Source organism: Planococcus halocryophilus (assembly GCF_022489025.1).
In the GTDB taxonomy this organism is placed as follows: domain Bacteria; phylum Bacillota; class Bacilli; order Bacillales_A; family Planococcaceae; genus Planococcus; species Planococcus halocryophilus_A.
Genome location: NZ_JAKVTG010000003.1, coordinates 57,334 through 78,620, shown reverse-complemented (window position 1 = coordinate 78,620; position 21,287 = coordinate 57,334). Strand labels below are relative to the sequence as shown.

15 protein-coding genes, 1 other RNA gene and 1 other annotated feature are annotated in these 21,287 nt (G+C 41.6%); of the genes, 2 read left to right on the top strand and 14 right to left on the bottom strand.

All coding sequences use genetic code 11. The features are described 5' to 3' along the window. Positions 1–14 precede the first annotated feature (14 nt). From mnmA to cymR, 3 genes are read right to left on the bottom strand one after another with little or no spacing between them, the layout of a single operon-like run. Positions 15–1,130 carry a tRNA 2-thiouridine(34) synthase MnmA gene (gene mnmA / locus MLE13_RS04975; protein WP_240748341.1) on the bottom strand — a complete coding sequence of 372 codons (1,116 nt, stop codon included), beginning with the start codon at positions 1,128–1,130 and terminating at the stop codon, positions 15–17. A gap of 13 nt (positions 1,131–1,143) precedes the next feature. Continuing rightward, entirely contained in the window at positions 1,144–2,277 is a 1,134-nt protein-coding gene (locus MLE13_RS04970; RefSeq protein ID WP_240748340.1) for a cysteine desulfurase family protein, read from the bottom strand. A 14-nt stretch (positions 2,278–2,291) separates the two neighbouring features. Beyond that, positions 2,292–2,708, bottom strand: a complete 417-nt coding sequence (gene cymR / locus MLE13_RS04965) for a cysteine metabolism transcriptional regulator CymR (RefSeq protein ID WP_240748339.1) — start codon at positions 2,706–2,708, stop codon at positions 2,292–2,294. 430 nt (positions 2,709–3,138) lie between these two features. On the opposite strand from cymR, the gene MLE13_RS04960 reads away from it, so the two are divergent. After that, complete coding sequence (locus MLE13_RS04960; protein WP_240748338.1) at positions 3,139–4,428, top strand: replication-associated recombination protein A; 1,290 nt, start codon at positions 3,139–3,141, stop codon at positions 4,426–4,428. A 121-nt stretch (positions 4,429–4,549) separates the two neighbouring features. Here the strand turns inward: MLE13_RS04960 and MLE13_RS04955 are convergent, their stop codons facing one another. The 4 genes from MLE13_RS04955 to hisS all read right to left on the bottom strand — a co-directional run bounded on the left by MLE13_RS04955 (position 4,550) and on the right by hisS (position 8,711). Next, positions 4,550–5,314, bottom strand: a complete 765-nt coding sequence (locus MLE13_RS04955) for a tRNA threonylcarbamoyladenosine dehydratase (protein ID WP_240748337.1) — start codon at positions 5,312–5,314, stop codon at positions 4,550–4,552. A 103-nt stretch (positions 5,315–5,417) separates the two neighbouring features. Continuing rightward, positions 5,418–5,600, bottom strand: a non-coding RNA gene (gene ssrS / locus MLE13_RS04950) — 6S RNA. Positions 5,601–5,655: 55 nt separating this feature from the next. Beyond that, a complete protein-coding gene (gene aspS / locus MLE13_RS04945) occupies positions 5,656–7,428 on the bottom strand; it encodes an aspartate--tRNA ligase (protein WP_240748336.1) in 1,773 nt (590 codons plus the stop codon). 2 nt (positions 7,429–7,430) lie between these two features. After that, on the bottom strand, positions 7,431–8,711 hold the full coding sequence (gene hisS / locus MLE13_RS04940) for a histidine--tRNA ligase (protein ID WP_240748335.1): 1,281 nt from the start codon (positions 8,709–8,711) through the stop codon (positions 7,431–7,433). Between the two features lie 56 nt (positions 8,712–8,767). Next, positions 8,768–9,007, bottom strand: a binding site (T-box leader). 113 nt (positions 9,008–9,120) lie between these two features. Here hisS and MLE13_RS04935 point away from each other — a divergent pair. After that, on the top strand, positions 9,121–10,683 hold the full coding sequence (locus MLE13_RS04935; RefSeq protein WP_240748334.1) for an SH3 domain-containing protein: 1,563 nt from the start codon (positions 9,121–9,123) through the stop codon (positions 10,681–10,683). Between the two features lie 352 nt (positions 10,684–11,035). On the opposite strand, the gene dtd is transcribed toward MLE13_RS04935, so the two are convergent. The 7 genes from dtd to secDF all read right to left on the bottom strand — a co-directional run bounded on the left by dtd (position 11,036) and on the right by secDF (position 21,157). Next, positions 11,036–11,476, bottom strand: coding sequence for a D-aminoacyl-tRNA deacylase (gene dtd / locus MLE13_RS04930; RefSeq protein ID WP_240748333.1), 441 nt, complete (start codon positions 11,474–11,476; stop codon positions 11,036–11,038). Between the two features lie 9 nt (positions 11,477–11,485). Beyond that, positions 11,486–13,678, bottom strand: coding sequence for a RelA/SpoT family protein (locus MLE13_RS04925; protein WP_240748332.1), 2,193 nt, complete (start codon positions 13,676–13,678; stop codon positions 11,486–11,488). 173 nt (positions 13,679–13,851) lie between these two features. Then, on the bottom strand, positions 13,852–15,405 hold the full coding sequence (locus MLE13_RS04920; RefSeq protein ID WP_240748331.1) for a glycoside hydrolase family 55 protein: 1,554 nt from the start codon (positions 15,403–15,405) through the stop codon (positions 13,852–13,854). Positions 15,406–15,497: 92 nt separating this feature from the next. After that, a complete protein-coding gene (locus tag MLE13_RS04915) occupies positions 15,498–16,010 on the bottom strand; it encodes an adenine phosphoribosyltransferase (RefSeq protein WP_240748330.1) in 513 nt (170 codons plus the stop codon). Next, a complete protein-coding gene (recJ, locus tag MLE13_RS04910; RefSeq protein ID WP_240748329.1) occupies positions 16,001–18,343 on the bottom strand; it encodes a single-stranded-DNA-specific exonuclease RecJ in 2,343 nt (780 codons plus the stop codon). Before recJ ends, MLE13_RS04915 begins: the two co-directional genes overlap by 10 nt. Before the next feature lie 84 nt (positions 18,344–18,427). Further along, the gene (locus tag MLE13_RS04905) at positions 18,428–18,805 is read right to left on the bottom strand and encodes a LapA family protein (RefSeq protein WP_240748328.1); all 378 of its coding nucleotides are present in this window, start codon (positions 18,803–18,805) and stop codon (positions 18,428–18,430) included. Between the two features lie 75 nt (positions 18,806–18,880). Then, positions 18,881–21,157 (bottom strand): protein translocase subunit SecDF, encoded by a 2,277-nt coding sequence (secDF, locus tag MLE13_RS04900; RefSeq protein ID WP_240748327.1) that lies wholly within the window; start codon positions 21,155–21,157, stop codon positions 18,881–18,883. Between the last annotated feature and the right edge of the window lie 130 nt (positions 21,158–21,287).

The following is a 21,287-nucleotide window of genomic DNA, read 5'->3' as shown; positions in this document are numbered from 1 at the left end:
TGCTGTCTCTCCCATTAGCCTACATATTCCAATCGTGCACCGTTTTTAAAAACGTGATCGATGGTTCCGCCGCCTAAACATTCTTCGCCGTCATAAAAGACCACTGCTTGACCAGGTGTAATCGCACGTACTGGTTCTGCAAAAGTGACGATTGCTCTTTCACCTTTAAATTCCACAGATACGCCGACATCTTGCTGACGGTAACGGAATTTTGCTGTGCATTCCAAAATACCGGTTGGTGCTGTATTTGATGTGAAACTTAAGTTTACCGCAGTTAAGCTATCTGAGAAAAGAGCATCGTGATGAATATTTTGCCCAACATACAAAACATTTCTCTCTAAATCTTTACCGATAACAAACCATGGATCTCCTGCCCCGCCGATGCCAAGACCTTGACGTTGGCCGATTGTATAATACATTAAGCCGTCATGCGAACCCATTTTAACGCCTTCTAAGGTTTCCATTTGACCCGGTTGCGCTGGCAAATATTGACCTAAAAACTCTTTAAAATTACGTTCTCCAATAAAGCAAATACCAGTGGAATCTTTTTTAGTGGCTGTTGCAAGTCCCGCTTCTAGAGCGATTTCACGGACTTTTTTCTTTTCCATGTGACCAATCGGGAACATCACTTTCGACAATTGATGTTGATCTAACTGATTTAAAAAGTAAGTTTGGTCTTTATTATTGTCTTTACCACGCAACATTTTTGTTTCGCCATTTTCTGCGTGCTCTACTTGTGCATAATGACCCGTCGCTAAATAATCAGCACCTAAACTTAATGCATGCTCTAGAAATGCTTTGAATTTAATTTCTTTATTGCACATTACATCTGGGTTTGGTGTGCGGCCTGCTTTGTATTCTTCTAAGAAATACGTGAAGACTTTGTCCCAATATTGCTTTTCAAAGTTCACAGCGTAATACGGAATGCCAATTTGGTTACATACGCGAATGACATCTTCATAATCTTCTGTAGCGGTACATACGCCATTTTCATCGGTATCATCCCAGTTTTTCATGAAAATACCGATAACGTCATAGCCTTGTTCTTTTAATAAATAAGCGGCAACCGAAGAGTCGACCCCTCCGGACATACCGACAACAACTCGTGTATCTTGTGGTGCTTTTGTCATTTTATTCACCTTTTCATTTTAATGCCAAACGTTGGCTGATTTTCGCTGTCTTTTCAGCAGCTTGTTCAATAGTTTCAGTCGTTAGTCCTAAGCCGAAGCTAAATCGAATGGAATTACGAATTTCAACAGCCTTTTCTCCATACATGGCAACGAGCACATGAGAAGGATCGATTGATCCCGCTGTGCATGCTGATCCGCTAGAAGCTGATATTCCCGCTAAATCCAAGTTGATCAAAAACGACTCAATTTCAATGCCTGAAATGCTGAGATTTAAAATATGCGGCATAGAATTACTGCCATTTTCTTTATACTCAACGTTTTGTTTATCTAAAACGTCTTTGAAAATCATTTTGTATTGCTTAAAAGTTGACGTTTTTTCTTCCATCGTTGCTAACGCAAGTTCTGCTGCTTTAGCAAATGCTGAAATTGCCGGCACGTTTTCCGTTCCCGCGCGACGTTTACGTTCTTGCTCTCCACCGTAAAGAAGTGGAGAAAGTGCCGTTCCTTTTCGTTGATATAAAAAACCAACACCTTTAGGTCCATTTAGTTTATGCGCAGAAACCGATAGTAAATCAACGTTTAACGAGTTGACATCAATCGGCAATATACCAAATGCTTGAACCGCGTCAGTGTGGAATGTCACTGCTGTATCTTTTAACAACTCACCAATCTCGGCAATGGGTTGGATTGTTCCGACTTCATTATTACCCAACATGACCGACACTAGAATTGTATCGTCACGAAGCGCATTTTTCACGTCTTCTGCTCGCACGCAACCATTTTCGCCAACTGCTAAGTAAGTTACGTCATAGCCTTCGTGCTCTAGCTTTTCACAAGCATGCAAGACCGCATGATGTTCAATCACTGTTGTAATAATATGTTTTCCAGTCTTTTTTGCAGCAGTGCCGAAAATCGCTAAATTATCCGCTTCTGTTCCACCATTGGTAAAAATGATTTCGTTATCATCCGCGTGAATACTGTTCGCTAATAATTTACGCGCATCGTCTAACACTTTACGTGCAGCTCTACCAGTCGTATGAATGCTTGACGGATTGCCATAAACTGAAGCCAGTGCTTCAGAAAAAGTCGCGATTACTTCCGGGTGCATCGGCGAAGTCGCCGCATGGTCTAAATAAATTCGATTCATGATTTGTAAACTCCTTATATATAATACATATAGTTTTCAGTATCATCGTTTTCAGCATTTGCTAAATCTTCGATTGTGGTCGTATCCAAAACGTTTTTCACTGCATCACGTATGCGTACCCACAGTTCGCGCTGAGGTTGTTTTTCGTCTTCGATGCCTTCAACTGGCTGAATAGGTCCTTCGAGAACACGAATGACGTCTCCAGCTGAAATTTCTTTTGGATGGCGAGTTAACATATAGCCACCATATGCCCCACGGACACTTTTAACTAATCCCGAATTACGTAACGGGCCGACTAATTGTTCTAAATAAGCTTCAGAAAGGTCATTTTGTGCTGCGATTTTACGTAGCGGTAACGGGCCTTCGCCGTAATGTTTTCCAAGATCGATCATAATCGTAAGCCCATAACGGCCTTTTGTTGAAATTTTCATGAGTACACCTCTAAGTTTGATAATTTTCATAAGATTGGTATTCCGTAAACTAGCTGCGCTTTCCTGCGGGCGAGCGCCAAGCCGCTTCGTCGCTATGCTTCTGCAGGGTCTTGACTGTCTCGCTTTACCGCGGGAGTCTCCGCTAGTTTACTCCATACTTGTTTAATAGAAATAGCTAACTATATAAATACTTGTTTAAAATAAATAAATTATTCTCGATAAAAAATCGAATTTACTCTTCTCGAATAATTCCCTACGTGCGACTAGTTTTATTAACAGAATAATGCTAATAATACATCTTAAAATCGCCGGTTTAACTGCGTATATTCTTCAAAACAGTATAGCATAATTCGACACGAATGGACTTGCAATGACTTTTGAAATCCTAAACGCTATACTGATAGAACGAATGCATGAAAGGAGTTTTCTAATGCACAATGAACCTTTAGCTTTTCGCATGCGTCCTCGAACAATTGACGAAGTTGTCGGACAAAAAGATGTGATTGGCCCGCATACGGCCTTATATAAAATGATCAGCAATGGTCATGTACCATCGATGCTACTTTACGGAGAACCTGGAATCGGTAAAACTTCCATCGCTCACGCTATCGCAGGGACATCGAATTTACCTTTTATCGCTTTGAATGCCACAACTTCTGGCAAGAAAGATGTCGAAGAAGTCGTTACCGAAGCTCGGATGACTGGAAAAGTGTTGTTATTTCTCGATGAAATCCATCGCTTTAATAAATTACAACAAGATGCATTGTTACCACATGTCGAAAGCGGCTCGATTGTCTTGATAGGCGCGACGACTGAAAACCCGTTTCACGATGTTAATCCTGCGATTCGTTCGCGTTGCGGTGAAATCAAACAGTTAAAACGATTATCTCACGAAGACATCGTTCAACTCCTAAACGCCGCTTTAACCGAACCAAAACGAGGACTTGGCAACGAACAAATCGAGATTTCTGAAAAACAAGTAGAGCGCATCGCAGATGGCACAAACGGCGATGCCCGAAAAGCGTTGACGATGCTAGAGTCAATTGTGATTGCATCTGATGAAATTGATGGGAAATTTATTGTAGAAGATCAAATGGTCGAACAAATGATCAAACGTGTTGGTGTGTTTGGCGATAAAAAAGGATCTCACTTTTTCAATTTGCTCTCTGCATTACAAAAATCAGTTCGTGGTAGCGACGTGAACGCTGCAATGTATTATTTGGCACATTTGCTTGAAAATGGAGATTTAACAGCAGTAACCAGGCGTTTACTCGTTATGGCTTATGAAGACATTGGACTTGCCAACCCAGCCGTCGGAGGGCACGTTCTTGCAGCGTGCCAAGCAGCTGATCGCCTCGGTTTGCCAGAAGCCCGCATTCCGCTGGCACAAGCAGTGGCTGAAATGTGTCTTTCCGAAAAATCCAATTCTGCTTATAAAGCCATTGATGCAGCGACTAGTGCTATTAACAAAGGTGAAGTCGGTGACATCCCGATGCATTTACGTGATACGCATTATGCCGGAAGCGCAGAACTCGGTCACGGAGGCTATCGCTATCCTCACGACACGCCGGTAGGTTCGTTTGGTGGCTGGGCAGATCAAGACTATTTACCGAAAGAAGTAACTAAAGCTGAATTCTATAAACCCGTTATTGCTGGGGAAGAAAAGAAATTCGCCGGAATTTATGAAAAACTAAAAAGCTTCCGGAAAAATAAAAAGTAAAAAGAGTATGAAAAACTATAGATGCACTTTGACAAAAGCTGTTTCCTGAATTGGAAATGGCTTTTTCATTTTCATTAAAACAACAGAGAAAAACCGGCTCATGAAAAGAGCCGGCTGCTAATTAATTCATGCGAACACGTGTAATCGGAATGGATTTGGTTATATCGTTCACTACCCAGCTCGCAGCAATCAAACCAACTGCAGAAGGTGTAAATGCGTTTGAGGACGGCGGCATCTGCGCTTTACGAATGCTTGCATCCGGCTTACCAACGTTCTCCACCACATCTTCACGAACAATGATTGGGCTTTCGTCTGAAAAAATAACCGGAATACCTTTACGAATCCCAGATTGACGTAATTTCTTGCGAATAATTTTTGCTAATGGATCCGTATGTGTTTTTGAAATATCCGCAATTTTAAAGCGTGTTGGATCGGTTTTATTCGCCGCTCCCATGCTCGCAATAATTTTAATGCCACGTTTATAGCACTCTTCCATTAAATGAACTTTATAAATCATCGTATCCGATGCATCAATAACATAATCGGGATTGTAACTGAAAAATTCTTCACATGTTTCTTCTGTATAGAACATGTGCAACGAAATGACGTTACATTCGGTATTAATGTCGGCGATGCGATCTTTCATCACACCTGCTTTAGATTTTCCAACTGTTGATAAATTGGCAACAAGCTGGCGATTAATGTTGGTAATATCGACGTTGTCCTTGTCCACAAGGATAATCGTACCTACGCCACTTCGTGCACATGCCTCAGCGGCGAATGAACCTACGCCTCCGATTCCGAGGATTGCCACTGTTGAATTTTTTAATAACTCGATGCCTTCTTTTCCTACTGCTAACTCGTTTCTTGAGAACTGATGTAACATTAGAGCCACTGCCTTTCAAAGTTGATACGCATAATAGGGATTATACACATAAAAAATCCCTTAAACAATAAATTGTCTAAGGGATAAAAATGATTTTTTTATTAAGAATCCCAATCGTGCCGTCTTTGTTGTTGCGCATCGTTTGAACCCGCTGAAAGCAGGTGGGTGACCTCTTCACCACTTATAACTTCCCGTTAAGGCATGTTAGCCATGGCGAAATTTGATCTCCCGACGACATAATGTTGGGTCAAAATCGAATTGCTTAAAACGAACACATCAGGATTCTCTATACCCGTATATTAACACAGCTTTTTTATTTAGACAAGTCTTTTAGTTTAATATTATTTATTATTCTGAATGTTCAGCGATAAGCTTAATTCATCCAGCTGCGCACCCGACACTGTACTTGGTGCATCTGTTAACAAATCACTAGCGCTCGCCGTTTTAGGGAATGCGATGGTGTCACGCAAATTCGTGCGGCCTGCTAACAACATAACTAAACGGTCTAAGCCGAATGCAATCCCGCCATGTGGCGGAGTTCCGTACTCAAAAGCTTCCATTAAGAAACCAAATTGTTCGTTAGCTTCTTCTTTACTAAAGCCTAGAACTTCAAACATTTGCTCTTGGATTTCACGACGGTAAATCCGTGCTGATCCTCCACCTAGTTCATAGCCGTTTAACACTAAGTCATAGGCTTGTGCACGAACACTTTGCGGATCTGTTGCCAATTTGTCTAAGTCTTCTTCAAACGGCATTGTGAACGGATGGTGAGCTGCATAGTAGCGACCATCTTTTTCATCGTACTCAAGTAGTGGCCAATCCGTAATCCATAAGAATTTATAAACCGAGCTGTCAATCAACCCTAATTCTTTACCAAATTTCAATCGAAGTGCACCAAGCGCATCTGCAACTACCGATTTTTTATCTGCAACAAATAATAATAAGTCGCCTGCTTCTGCTTGTGCACGGTCTGTTAAGGCAGTTGCTGCTTCGCCTTCGAAGAACTTAGCAATCGGTCCTTTCACGCCTTCTTCTTCCACTTTCAACCAAGCAAGTCCTTTTGCTCCGTAAACAGCAGCAAATGCGCCTAATGCATCGATATCTTTACGCGAATAATTTGCCGCTTGACCTTTAATATTAATCAATTTTACTTGACCATCATTTTCAATTGCGCCAGTAAATACTTTGAACGCTGAATCCTTCACTAAATCTGAAACATCCACAAGTTCTAGACCAAAACGCACATCAGGTTTGTCTGAGCCAAAACGATCCATTGCTTCTGTATAACTCATGCGCTGGAAAGTTGGTTCGATGTCGATTTTTTTCACATCTTTCATCATTTGAACCATTAAGCGCTCGTTCATGCCAATAATATCTTCCATTGACTGGAAACTCATTTCCATATCGATTTGTGTGAATTCTGGCTGACGGTCAGCGCGAAGATCTTCATCACGGAAACAGCGTGCAATCTGGTAATATTTATCAAACCCAGAAACCATCAACATTTGTTTAAACAATTGAGGAGATTGTGGCAATGCATAAAATTCACCATCATGAACACGGCTTGGTACTAAATAATCGCGAGCGCCTTCTGGAGTAGATTTTGTCAAAATCGGTGTTTCCACTTCGATAAATCCTTCTTCATCTAAAAAGCGGCGAATCGATTTGGTGACATCTGAACGCATTTTGAAAGTCTCGTACATCGCCGGGCGACGTAAGTCTAAATAACGGTATTTTAAACGCAAATCTTCGCTAACATCAGTGTTGTCTTCGATTGCGAAAGGTGGGTTTTTGGCAGCATTGATCACTTTTGCATGATCAACTTGTACTTCGATTTTCCCCGTTTTCATCGTTGCGTTAATTTGACCTGTTGCTCTTTCTACTACCAGGCCGTCAATGTGTACTACAAATTCATTGCGCAATGATTCACCAATAGCAGCGGCTTCTTTTGAAATTTCCGGATTGAACACAACTTGTACAATTCCAGAGCGGTCGCGAACATCCACAAAGATTAATCCGCCAAGGTCGCGGCGTTTTTGTACCCACCCTTTTAATGTTACACGTTGTCCAATAGCCGTTTCGTTGACTTCTCCACAATAATGCGTTCTTGACATATTTATTCCTCCAGTGATTTCTTTTTCAATAAGCTTGCTGCGATTTCGTCGAATGACATTTCCTGCTGCTCACCCGTCGCCATTTCTTTTAATGCCACTTTGCCGCTTTCTAGTTCTGTTTCGCCGATGACGATGACAAATGCAGCTCCTTTGCGATCAGCAGATTTCATCTGTGCTTTTACTTTACGCCCTGTGAAATCCATATCTGCTGAAATGCCGTTTACGCGTAAGTCACGAACAACTGCAAAGGCTTTTTTCTTAGTCGTTTCGTCCATCGCAACAACGTATACTTCTAAGTTATTTGATTGTCCGATGACGACTTTTTCCATTTCAAGAGCCAATAATAGGCGTTCGATACTCATCGCAAATCCAATTCCTGGTGAATCTGGCCCGCCTAAATCTTCGACAAGTCCGTTATAACGACCCCCACCAGCTAAAGTAGTAATCGCGCCAAATCCTTCAGCGTCGCTCATAATTTCAAAAGCTGTATGATTATAGTAATCAAGGCCGCGCACTAAATTCGGATCCACGACAAATTCAATATCCATGCTTGAAAGGTATGATTGCACTTCCTCAAAATAAGCACGTGATTCTTCATTCAAATAATCTGTAAGTGATGGTGCGGTTGCCATTAACGGGTGATTGCGGTCTACTTTGCAATCCAGTATACGCAATGGATTTTTCTCTAAACGCGTTTGGCAATCATTACAAAATTCATTGATACTCGGTTCGAAGTGTTTGATCAATGCTTCTTTGTGCGCAATGCGGCTTTCTGTATCACCAAGAGAATTGATCACTAAACGCAACTGCTTAAGTCCAACAGAGCGATAAACTTCCATCGCGAGTGAAATAACTTCAGCATCTATTGCCGGATCTTTTGAACCGATTGCTTCCACGCCAAATTGCACAAACTGACGCATACGTCCTGCTTGCGGACGCTCATAGCGGAACATTGGGCCAGTATAAAATAATTTGACCGGTTGATCGGGCATACCAAATAATTTATTTTCTACATAAGATCGAACGACGGATGCAGTACCTTCAGGACGTAGTGTTAATGAACGATCGCCTCGGTCTTGGAATGTGTACATTTCTTTTTGAACGATGTCAGTTGTGTCACCTACACCGCGTTGGAATAATTCCGTGTGTTCGAAAATTGGTGTGCGAATTTCTTTGTATTGGTAAAGTCTGCACAAGTCATTAATTTTTTGTTCAACTTCTTGCCATTTTGCTGATTGATCGGGCAGCACATCATACGTGCCGCGTGGTGCTTGAATATTCATCTCTTGAAACACTCCTTTATTTTTCCATACAAAAAAGCTCCCGCCCCTTGCTTTACGCAAGGGACGAGAGCTTGTATTAGCTTCCGCGGTTCCACCCTAGTTGATGCAAAAAGATGCATCCTCTCATTCCGGGTAACGGCCGGTTCCGTTTTTTCCTATTAAGCGGCAAGCGCCTTTCAGAAAAAAGCCTCGAAAGTGTTCTTCATCGCAGGTGTCTGTAGGAAAGTTTACAGCCCGAGACTTCCCCTCTCTTTTCAGCCAATTCATGCAATTACTTTCTTCGTCGTCAGCAAATAATATAAGTATAATAAATCAATCTTAATAACTCACTGAGAGCTTGTCAACCTTTTTGACACAAGCGCTTTGTTTTTTGATACTATTGAAGAGAAGTTTTTATTGGGGGTATGGCATGAAACACAAAGGATTACTTGCAATTATTTCATTTATTTTAATTATAGCTGCCATCTTTCCGTTGTTGGATAAAAATCACGTATTTGCCGACACCGGCACCGTGGAAATTACCGGCACAACGGTTAATGTTCGGTCAGGTCCTGGACTTTCTTATAGCGTGACTGGTGACTTGGAACAAGGGCAAACGGCATCTGTCGTATCTAAACAAGGCGATTGGCTGGAAGTCCGAGTTGATGGGCAAGAAGGCTGGATTGCTTCATGGTTAACGACTACAAGTGGCGATGCGGAAAAAACAACTGGACAAACCGCCGTTTCTTCGGTTAACGGCTTAAACGTTCGCTCACAACCCGATTTATCGGCTGCCGTTTTAACGAAAATGAACGCAGGCGACCGAGCGGAAGTCGTAAGTACAGCAGGTGAATGGATTGAAATCAACTTCCGGAATTCGCGCGGTTTTGTTTCAAAACAATACATTAGTTTTGCTGAAGAGACCGTAGCACCTATCGAAACAGAGTCAACAGAAGAAGAGAAAAAAACAGCTATTTCTAAAGTCTCCTCTTTTGAAGTAGTGGTAAATGCATTAAATGTTCGCTCAAAACCTGACTTGAGCTCAAAAATTCAAGATACTGTGCAAAAAGGCCAAGTCTTCCCCGTCTTATCAATGGCAGGAAATTGGGTAGAAATCGAACTGACTAAAGACAAAATCGGCTGGGTTTATGCGTTTCATGGCCAATTGTCTGATCAAACGGTTGAGACGGTACAAAGTGACATAAACGAATCCGTCGTCATTTTAACAGATGGTACAAACTTACGAACTGCAGCGACCACTTCTTCTGAAGTAGCTAGTCGCGCAAATGCAGGTGATAAATTAGCCGTACTTGCAAAACAAGATGATTGGTATCAAGTAACATTGCCAGATGGCAAAACTGCCTTTGTCGCAGAATGGGTTGTATCGACTGAAGATGCATTTGCTAAACAACAAAGCGAAACGACTGTCCGCAAAAAAGGTACATTAAACGGCTTAACTATCGTCCTCGATCCAGGCCACGGCGGGAATGATGGTGGCACAGTTGGCGTCCGCAAAACGCAAGAAAAAGAACTAACGTTAAAAACAGCTGAAATTTTGTCTCATCACCTTAATGCCGCCGGCGCAGAAGTTGTCATGACACGGCAATCTGACACTTATGTCGACCTACGCACACGCGTTTCTGGTAGTCATCAAGCTGGAGCGGATGCCTTTATTAGCATTCATTACGACGCTACTGATGACAGCAGCATTTCAGGATTCACTTCTTATTATCAACACGAATACCAAAAAGAATTAGCCGAGTACCTCAATTCAGAGCTTGGCAAAAAGCTCACTTTAAAAGATCGTGGCGTTCAACAAGGTAATTACCTCGTACTTCGCGAAAATAAGCAACCCGCTGTTTTGGTTGAACTTGGCTTCTTGAGCAACTTTAATGAAGAACGCGTCTTAACAAGCAAGCAATTCCGCGAACAAGCAGCGCTTGGTCTTTATACGGGTATTATCAATTATTTTGATGCTAAATTAGCCGAATAAACATGTGGCACGGAGGAATCTTCCTCCGTGCTTTTTTTGTGCGTTTTTTGGCTAGCGCGCGTATTTCTCGCGGAACGTGCGTATTTCTTCAGCACCGCGCGTATTTTCTGGCGACCGTGCGTATTTTCTAGCGACCGTGCATATTTCTTCAGCACCGCGCGTATTTTCTGGCGAGCGCGCATATTTCTTTTGTACCGCGCGTATTTTCTGGCGAGCGCGCGTATTTCTTCAGCACCGCGCGTATTTCCCTCAGACCGCGCGCATCCTACCTCCAACCGCGCATATCCTCTCTCCATAACAAACAAAAAAAGAAGCACAAGGCAACTTCACCTTGTACTTCTCTCCAAATAGGCTATTTTGACTCCAACATTATTGTCACTGGGCCGTCATTGACTAACTGAACATCCATCATGGCACCGAAAACGCCAGTTTCGACAACGAGTCCGTGACTTTCAAGCGCTGTGTTAAACGCCTGCCAAAGCGGTTCGGCTACTTCCGGGCGAGCCGCTGCGACAAAGCTTGGGCGTCGACCTTTTTTAGTGTCACCATATAATGTGAATTGAGAAATTGATAAGATTTCGCCGCCATTTTCGAGAATAGACCGATTCATTTTGCCTTCTTCGTCTTCAAACAAACGAAGTTGTGCAATTTTCCCAGCCAAATAGTCGGCATCTTTTTCTGTATCTTCATGAGTGATGCCAACAAGCAAGACGTAACCTGAGCTAATCGCACCGGTTGTTTCGCCGTCGACTGTCACTGATGCTTGTTTAGAGCGTTGCAAAATTACTCTCATATTGCCTCCTTAATTCGTTACGCGCTGAACCGAATAGACGTCCGGAATTGATTTGATTTTTTCAGTGACGCGATTCAAATGTGTAATATGCGCGATCATAATCGACAAATTGATGGTAGCTATTTTATCTTTGTCTGCTCGACCACTAACTGCCGTAATGGTTGTTTTCGCTTCACTGACCATATGCATCACTTCATTGATCAAACCAGTGCGGTCATACGCTTGGACTTCAATATCCACTTGATACGATTTATTGTCAGGTATGCCTTCATTTTCCCACTCTACTGGAATCAGTCGATCGTTTTCATTGGAGTGAATGTTCGGGCAATCGGTCCGGTGAACAGATACGCCGCGACCTTTTGTAATAAATCCAATAATGTTATCTCCTGGTACCGGGTTGCAACATTTTGACAAGCGAATCATCATATTGTCAATTCCTCTAACAATAACGCCTGATTCTGTTTGCTTTCTCGGGATGTTGGATTTCATTTCAACGGTAATTTTTTCGATTGCTTCTTCTTGCTCACGCTTTTTGCGCATTTTTTCAGCTAAACGGTTTACGACTTGTTGGGCAGTGATGCCGTTAAAGCCAACTGCCGCATACATATCGTCTTCGCCCGCGAAGTTAAACTTCTCGCAAACACGTTTAATATTGTCGTTTGTTAATACTTCTTTCAACGGAAACTCTTGTGCTTTAATTTCTTTTTCGATCAGTTCGCGCCCTTTTTGCACATTGTCTTCACGCAATTGTTTTTTGAAAAATTGCTTGATCTTGTTTTTGGTTTGTGTTGATTTGGCAATTTTCAACCAATCACGACTCGGGCCGAATGACTGCTTGGAAGTTAAAATTTCCACAATATCTCCAGTATGCAATTCCGTATCGAGCGGTGCCATCTTGCCGTTTATTTTAGCGCCAATGGTTTTATTGCCGATTTCCGAGTGCACTCGGTATGCAAAATCAATCGAACAAGAACCTGCTGGCATTTCGATTACATCGCCTTTTGGTGAAAATACATAAACCATGTCTGAAAACAAATCGTATTTCAATGATTCCATGAATTCTTCAGCATTATCGGATTCGTTTTGGAAATCAAGGATTTCTCGGAACCACGACAAACGGGAATCGACGGAACTTTTCGGTTTATCGATAATTTTGCCTTCTTTATACGCCCAATGTGCGGCTACTCCGTATTCAGCAATGCGGTGCATTTCCTCTGTACGAATTTGCACTTCAAGCGGGTCGCCTTGCGGACCAATAACCGTCGTATGAAGCGACTGGTACAAATTTTGTTTTGGCATTGCGATATAATCTTTAAAACGACCCGGCATTGGTTTCCATGTTGAATGAATAATTCCAAGCACAGCGTAGCAATCTTTAATGCTTTCTACCGTAATACGCACGGCCAATAAATCATAAATTTCATTGAATTGTTTGTTTTGAATCGCCATCTTACGGTAAATGCTGTAAATATGTTTAGGCCGACCAAATAGATCCGCTTTAATCTCGACTTCATCGAGTTGTACGCGAACCTCTGCCATAACCTTATTTAAATAATCTTCTCGTTCGGTCCGTTTCTTTTTCATCAAATTGACGATACGGTAATACTGCTGCGGATTTAAATAACGCAACGCTGTGTCTTCTAGTTCCCATTTAATGGTATTGATTCCAAGACGGTGCGCAATCGGAGCAAAAATCTCCAGCGTTTCATTTGCTTTGATGCGTTGTTTTTCGACAGTCTGGTATTTTAAAGTACGAAGATTGTGCAGTCGGTCGGCGAGTTTGATCAAAATGACACGAATGTCTTGTGCCATAGCAACAAACATTTTCCGATGATTTTCCGCCTGTTGTTCTTCTTTTGATAAATATTTAATTTTGCTCAGCTTGGTTACACCATCAACCAGCATTGCTACTTCTTCATCGAAATCATGGACGATGTCTTCACGGCTAACTTCCGTGTCTTCTACTACATCATGCAAAAAGCCTGCTGCTACTGTGGCGGGATCCATTTGTAAATCTGCTAAAATCCCTGCTACTTGAACCGGATGCACAATATATGGTTCTCCCGATTTGCGGAATTGTCCCATATGGGCATCATACGCAACTTGATATGCCTTCTTGATCGTTTGTACATGATCGGCATTCATATAAGACGCAACCATTTCGAATACATCTTCAGCTGTTCTCACTTGATCTTTAGACATAATTGCCCACCTTGTTTTCATTTTTTCCAAAAGTATATCTATCTATTATAAAAAGGAATGTAGTCAAATGTAAAGCTTTGATAGCTGTTTGACAAGACTTTAATGAAATTTTTCGTCAAATTTCGACAGGCGATTAAAAGTTAGCTCTGTACACACCAAGTATTAGCGATTGATTAAAGAAAAAGATTGCTTCGTTTCCGAATTTCTTCTAAATGAACTAAACCGCTTCCTTCTCCAACAAGCACTGTTTGTTTCGCCGAAGCAATGCTTAAAATATTTTTCACTCGTACACTATTCGCACTGTGTTCACCACCAGCAATGGACACATCAGCGTTTGCAGTCGTAAAGTTTTCAATAACGCCATTGGTCAATGAAACACAGGTTGCCCGGTACTGAATAGCGATAGCCGGCTTGTTTTTGTAGTCATAGTTTGGATCGCCAATAAATAAAAAACGGTTGATGGCCACATTACGATAACCTGACACCACTAAACAGCGGGGAGATGAAGATTTATACAAAATTGTTTCAGTAGGTTCAATTGATATTAACTTTTGAGCACGAATATTAAAGGCTGATAACGACTGTGGATCGTCTTTTTTATGATGACCAATGTGACGAAAATTAAACGAACGATTATCGTGAACTGATAAATGGCCAGATATATGAACACCTGTAGCTGCTGAAGAATCCGCATGGGCTTTTATTTCCACACCACCAAAACAACGTGCACTAGAGTTATTTACAAGCCAAACATGACGCGAGCCGTCGTCAACTTCAAATCCATTCGAATTTGAAAACCCTTTTTTATGAGCTCGTCCACTCGGGTCACTAAAATGAGAGTTTGAGACAAAAATATAATCGCTATGATGCGTCGTCACTCCGTCGTCACCAAATCCTGAACCACTCACGCCATCAAGCCAAACAAATTGGCTACCGCCTTTTCCTCGCAAACCATCGCCTGCGTAATTATAAAGTGGGGCCGTAATGTCAAAACAGTGCAATCCTGGATTGAGTGCTTCCACATCTTTTACCCAACCATACGTAAGATTTGAGTAAGTTAAACAACTAGAGTAATTATTGCCTGTACTCGTTTTTTCCCTATCACCCAGACGTTCTACATGCCAGTCTAACGTTAAATGCTCGACAGAAATGTTGCGGTTACCTTTTATGTAATTGCGGTTAGTCAGTAACCGTGCCCTGCGCGGTGCATCTGGATGAAGTTTTATGATTGTCTTTCCTTTTCCTGCCCCAACGAGACGCGTCCAAGATGGAATACGCAAGCCTTTAACTATATAAACTCCTGCCGGAACTTTTACTTCCACCGCTCCATTGCCAAAAGCTCTATAAAATGCAGCTGTGCTATCGGTCATTCCATCTCCCATTGCACCGAAATCGGTAACAGTAACGCGATCTGTAATGGTCGACTCCAGCTTTCGGTATTCTTGGTCTAGCCTCTCTTTCCACGACGGAAAAAGCTCGTTCCCCGAAACAACGCTCTTGAAATGATGTTCGTCTTCTATCGTAAATGTCTCTGAAAATAAAGACCAGATTCGTTGCACCATTGTTTTTTTCTGCTGAGAATATTTGCTAGTGGCAAAGTCTTTTTTGATGGCATTAAAATATTGTTCTGTTTCGTAGGTTATTTCTTTTAGGGGTGTGCGATTGTCCAAAAATTGGTCAATCCATGCGGCATTTAAATGGGGATCGTGATTTTTTTCCAACTTCATCATCCAGACACCTCGCTTTTTTAATCATTACAGTATCTATACCCTTGATGCTAGAAAAAAATCTCTTCACCAAAAGGCAAAGAGATTTCATATTAATATTGCATTAATGTCGTGACGTCATAGCCGCCTAAGTTTTTGCGACCATCTAAGTAAGTCAATTCAATCAAAAATGCGCAGCCCACGACAATGCCGCCAAGCTGTTCTACCAAGTTAATCGTAGCACCAATCGTACCACCCGTTGCAAGCAAATCATCCGTGATCAATACACGTTGACCCGGTTTGATGGCATCTTTATGCATCGTTAAAATGTCCGTTCCGTATTCAAGACCGTATTCGGCTTTGATCACTTCACGTGGCAATTTGCCTTCTTTGCGCACTGGAGCAAAGCCAAGTTCAAGTGCATAAGCTACTGGGCAGCCGATGATAAATCCGCGTGCTTCAGGTCCTACGATGATTTCAGCATTTACTGTTTTTGCGTATTCAACAATTTTGTCTGTTGCATACTTATAGGCAGTTCCGTTGTCCATCAACGACGTGATGTCTTTAAAACGAATTCCTGGTTTTGGCCAATCTTCAACAATGGTAATGTACTGTTTTAAATCCATATTTCTTCCTCCTTGGCGGATACTTTCGTATCGAACCACTCTTTTAAATCTTTAAAAGATGCATACAAAAGCTTTTGCTCTAAGGCAATCTGCTGCTCACGACGTTTATAAATCGGAGCTTCTGATAAATCCTGTTTGCTTGGCGATTGCGCGATCTCGGTAATACCATTGTTAAGTGTAACAAAACCAAGTTCAAAAAACACCTGCAGCATGAAAAATAATGATTCCCGTGTCCATCCTTTATGTTTTGCTAACTCGTCACAGTGTTTATTGAAATCAAATGACCCCCGCTTTTTAATAAAAGCGAATAACCACTTAAATTGTTCTCGCGTCGGAATTTGCTCAAAATACTGAGAATCCTTTGCATGAAAATGTGCATAAATTCGTTTTGGTTTTAATTTCGATAGCACTTCAGCCAATTGTTCTTCAGACTCTGGTAAGTCCAACAGCACTAAATGGTCTTTGCTATCAGGTAAAGCATCTAATTGAGCAACTGTACAAATGGGCTGTGGCAAAAATGATTGAAATAATGCAGGTGTTTCTTCTTTAAAAGCTAAAAACACTTGGTTTTGTTGCGGAATCAGTTTTGACCAACGAGATACTTGGCGAATGCCACGAATATCGAATAATTGCCATTGGTCTGTACGAACATCTTCCACCATTAGTTGCGGCTTTTTGCGTCCATTCCATTCATTCACTTGCAAATCACCAATCACATCAATTTTAACATCTGGTGTTAATTCATCCCCCACAGAACCGAGCCCAAAGCCTACTGCATCCAGCGTTGCAGCGTGTTGCGTCAATTCTATTTTCAGGTGGTTTGAAGCAGCGCCAATTTTGCGGATTGACGACACATGGACACCTTCAAGATAAAACTTCGGTTTTGCAAAGCCCATACCAAACGGCGCAAGTGCACGCATCGATTCAATTGCTGTAATATCGATTTCATCTAAACGAAGCGGAATATCAATGTCCACAACAGGCAGCAAATCTTCTGCTGTTAAACTTATTTCTGCTTGCTTGATCAATCGCTCACGTAACTCATCCACATCACTCGCTTCAAGGGTCATACCGGCTGCCATTGGATGTCCTCCAAAATGCGGCAAAATATCTTTGTTTTTGGCTAATTCGTTATACAAATGAAAGCCATCGATGCTTCGAGCTGAACCTTTTGCTTTGCCATTCTCTGGATTGAGCGACAACACTATCGACGGACGATAAAATTTCTCAGTCAGTTTTGATGCCACAATCCCAACTACTCCAGGATTCCAACCTTCTTGAGCGACAACGATAACATGTGGCACACCATCTGGATAACGTTGTTCAACTTGTTGCATCGCTTCTTCTGTTATTTGTTTAACAATTGCTTGTCGTTCTTTATTTAACACATCTAGTCCGGAAGCTAATGAACGCGCTTCTGCTGGGTCTTCTGTTAAGAACATTTGAACAGCTGGGTCGGCATCTTGCAGGCGACCAATAGCATTAATACGCGGCCCAAACATAAAGCCAATTGTTTCTTCAGTAATGTCTTGTTGTTTGATGCCGGCTACTTCACAAAGAGCTCCAATCGCCGGACTCGGTGAATCAATTAATGCGGCCAACCCTTCTTTTACAAACAAACGGTTTTCTCCGTGAAGCGGCACTAAATCGGCAACAGTACCAATCGCTGTCAACTCGATTAAATGATCTGGAACTTCTTCATAAAGTGCGTGAGCCATTTTAAACGCGACCCCGACTCCAGCCAGTTCGCCAAAAGGATAATGTCCTTCGGGATGACGCGGGTGAACAATCGCTAATGCATTTGGTAATTGATCTCCAATATCATGGTGGTCACTGATAATAACATCCATTCCTAAGTTATTAGCAAAATCAACTTGCTCGATGCCTGAAATGCCGTTATCGACAGTGACGATTAATTTTGTTCCGTTGTCAAAAGCTTGTTGGAACAATTCAGTATTGGGTCCATACCCATGTTTAAAACGATTCGGTATCATAAAGGACACATCGGCCCCTAAATCTTGCAACGCAGTCATCATAACGGTTGTGCTCGTGACACCATCCGCATCGTAATCACCGTATACAACAATTTTCTCTTGTTTGTCAATTGCTTCGCGAATACGCGTAACGGCAATGTCCATATCTTTCATCAAATAAGGATCATGCATGCCGCTAAGGTCCATTTTCATAAATGCGCGAGCTGCTTCAGCCGTGTTTAAACCACGCGTCACTAATATTTTAGCTAGCACAGATGATATATTCAATTCGTTCTGGATGTCTTGGACTTGTTGTTCATCTGGCGTTGTTAAACGCCATCTTTTTTTAGATTCTATCATCGAATTCACTTCCTCACCGATTCATTATACAGTAAAAAATCACAGACAAAAACCTTTCGATGTCTCCATCGAAAGGTTCATTTTTTAGAATTCCTCTTTAGTTGTATTTTCGGTTGATTCTTCTGGTGGTTTTTCGCTTGTTACAATTTGAGCTTCCGGTTCTACGCCCGCTTTTTGGTAAGCCCCAATTTCGTTTTGTTGTGTCGCGATCAATGTTTCTTTAACGGCAATTTCCTTTTGCAACGCTTTAACTTTGCGTTGCATTTGGTAGTTGCGCATTATCGCCAACACACTGCTGAGTAAAAATCCAAGAAGTGCAGAAGCTAAAATCACCAAGATTAACGGCCATTCGGCTTCTCCAAATACATAATTGACCGGTACTTCGTCAACGTTGACAACGGCAAATACGGCAATAATTACTGCAAAAACAAGTCCAATTAAAAGTAGCCATTGTAATTTCATTGTCATTTCTCCTTTCAACTAAAAAAATAGAACAGGGTCAATCTAACTATACCCTGTTCCATTTCTATTTCAAACTTAAACAACCGGCTCGTCAGAACCCCATTTGTTTTCTTGTTCTTTTTTCTCGATATCAATCGGACCTTTTTTATTCAACTCACCTTTTTTCAAAATCAGCCATAACTGAGCGGCGATAAAGATCGAAGAATAGGTACCGGCGATTAAACCGATTAGTAAGGCGATCGAAAAGTTTGTGATTGATGGTGCACCAAAGATTAATAAGGCGATCACCACTAATAACACTGTCATTACTGTGTTAACCGAACGACCTAGCGTTTGTCGAAGTGATACGTTGACCACTTTTTCTAGTTGTTCGACAGTGTCAATTTTCTTCATGCGCTTCATGTTTTCACGAATTCGGTCAAACGTCACGATTGTATCATTGATCGAGTAACCGATAATTGTTAAGACAGCGGCGATAAAGGTAATGTCCACTTCGAGACGCAATAAACTGAAAGCTGCAACGATGAAGAATGCATCGTGAATTAATGCAACAATCGATGCGACACCCATTCGCCATTCAAAACGGAATGCAACATAGATGATAATACCAACAGCTGCAATAGATAATGCATACAATGCATTTTTCGCTAACTCTTGTCCTACTGTCGGTGATACTGTTGAGACGTTTGGTTCTGCACCAAACTCATCCATCGTTACAGCTTTTAAGTTATTAATTTCTTCTTGGCTAAACTCTTCTGCAAAACGAGCAACACCGATATTGGAATCGTCACCTGAAATAACAATATCGTCTGTTTCAAATCCAGCACCATCTAAGAAAGTTTGTACTTCTTCTTTTGTTAACGCGGCTTCTGAAGCTATTTCCACACGCGTACCACTTGAAAAGTCGATTCCTAGATTTAGACGGAACACACCAAGAACCGCCATTCCTGAAACGATCAACACAATCGAAGCTAAGAAAAACTTATTGCGATTACGTGCAAAATCAAAGCGATCAAAACGTGTAGATAGATCCGTAATTTCTAAACCTTCTTCTTTTGTATGAATGATTGATTTTTTTAATCCGAACATGCCAGGCTTGTTGTCGAGTAAACCACTGTTGACCCATAGGCCAAGCAGTAAACGCGATCCCCAAACAGCTGTTAAGAAACTGACTAAAATAGAAATAATAAGTAAAGTCGCAAAACCTTTAACAGAGCTAGTTCCATAATAGAATAACACTGCTGCTGCTAATAAAGTTGTAACGTTGGCATCAATTATCGCCGAGAATGATGAACGTGCACCTACTCGGAACGACTCTTTAATCGATTTCCCGGTACGCATTTCTTCACGAATACGTTCGTATGTGATGATATTGGCATCAACTGCCATCCCGACACCAAGCATAATTGCTGCTATACCTGGCAAAGTTAGTACGCCGCCAATCCATTCAAATACTAATAAAATCAAGTACACATAAGCGGATAGCGTAACAACCGCGACCATACCTGGTAAACGATAATATACGAGCATGAACAATAGCACTAGTGCAATACCTACTGCTGCTGCAACCATTGTTTGGTCAAGTGCTTGTTCACCAAACTGTGCACCCACAGAAGTCGAATAAATTTCTTCTAAGCTAACCGGTAACGCACCAGCATTTAAAATACCCGCAAGATTTTGAGTTTCTTCTACTGTAAATGATCCTGAAATTTCAACAGATGGCGAAGAAATTCGCTGACTCACACTTGGAGCTGAAACAAATTTTGAATCGGCCTTTAACCGCTCTTCTGCGTATGAATCGACACCTTCTTCAAAATCAAGCCAAATAACTAGTACATTATTTGGTGACGCTATTTGTGAAACTTGTTCTGTGATTTCAGCAAATTTACTCGGATCGTTTAATTCTAATGTCACGATTGGGTTACCATTAGAATCGAAAGTTCCAGTTGCGCCTCCTTGCTTCAAGTCATTCCCTGAAAGCAATAAATTGTCTTCGGCATCACGGAACGTTAAGTTTGCTTCAGTCGATAGCAATTCTCGCGCAGAAGACTGATCCTCAACGCCTGCTAATTGAACGCGAATGCGGTCTTCTCCTTCAATTTGAATAACCGGTTCGCTGACACCTAGTACGTTAATTCGGTTCATTAACGCATTTGTCGTATCCGTCAGCACGTCTTGCGTGATTTCTTGGCCATCTTCAAGCGCTGATACTTCGTAAAGCACTTCAAAACCACCTTGCAAATCCAACCCTAATTTAATGTCTTTTGCGATTGGTAAACTCGTGCTGCCAATAACTCCTATCAGTACAACAACCAATAAGAAAAAGGCAATAATGCGACCTCTTGCTTTCATATGTAAATTTCCTCCTCGTCGTGAAAAACACAGCACTATCATTATGAAACAGCGTTAATGCGCTGTCAAATTCAACTCGGGTAATCGAGTGAAAAATGTGTGTTTTTTAAAATCTAGTTGAGATCTGTCT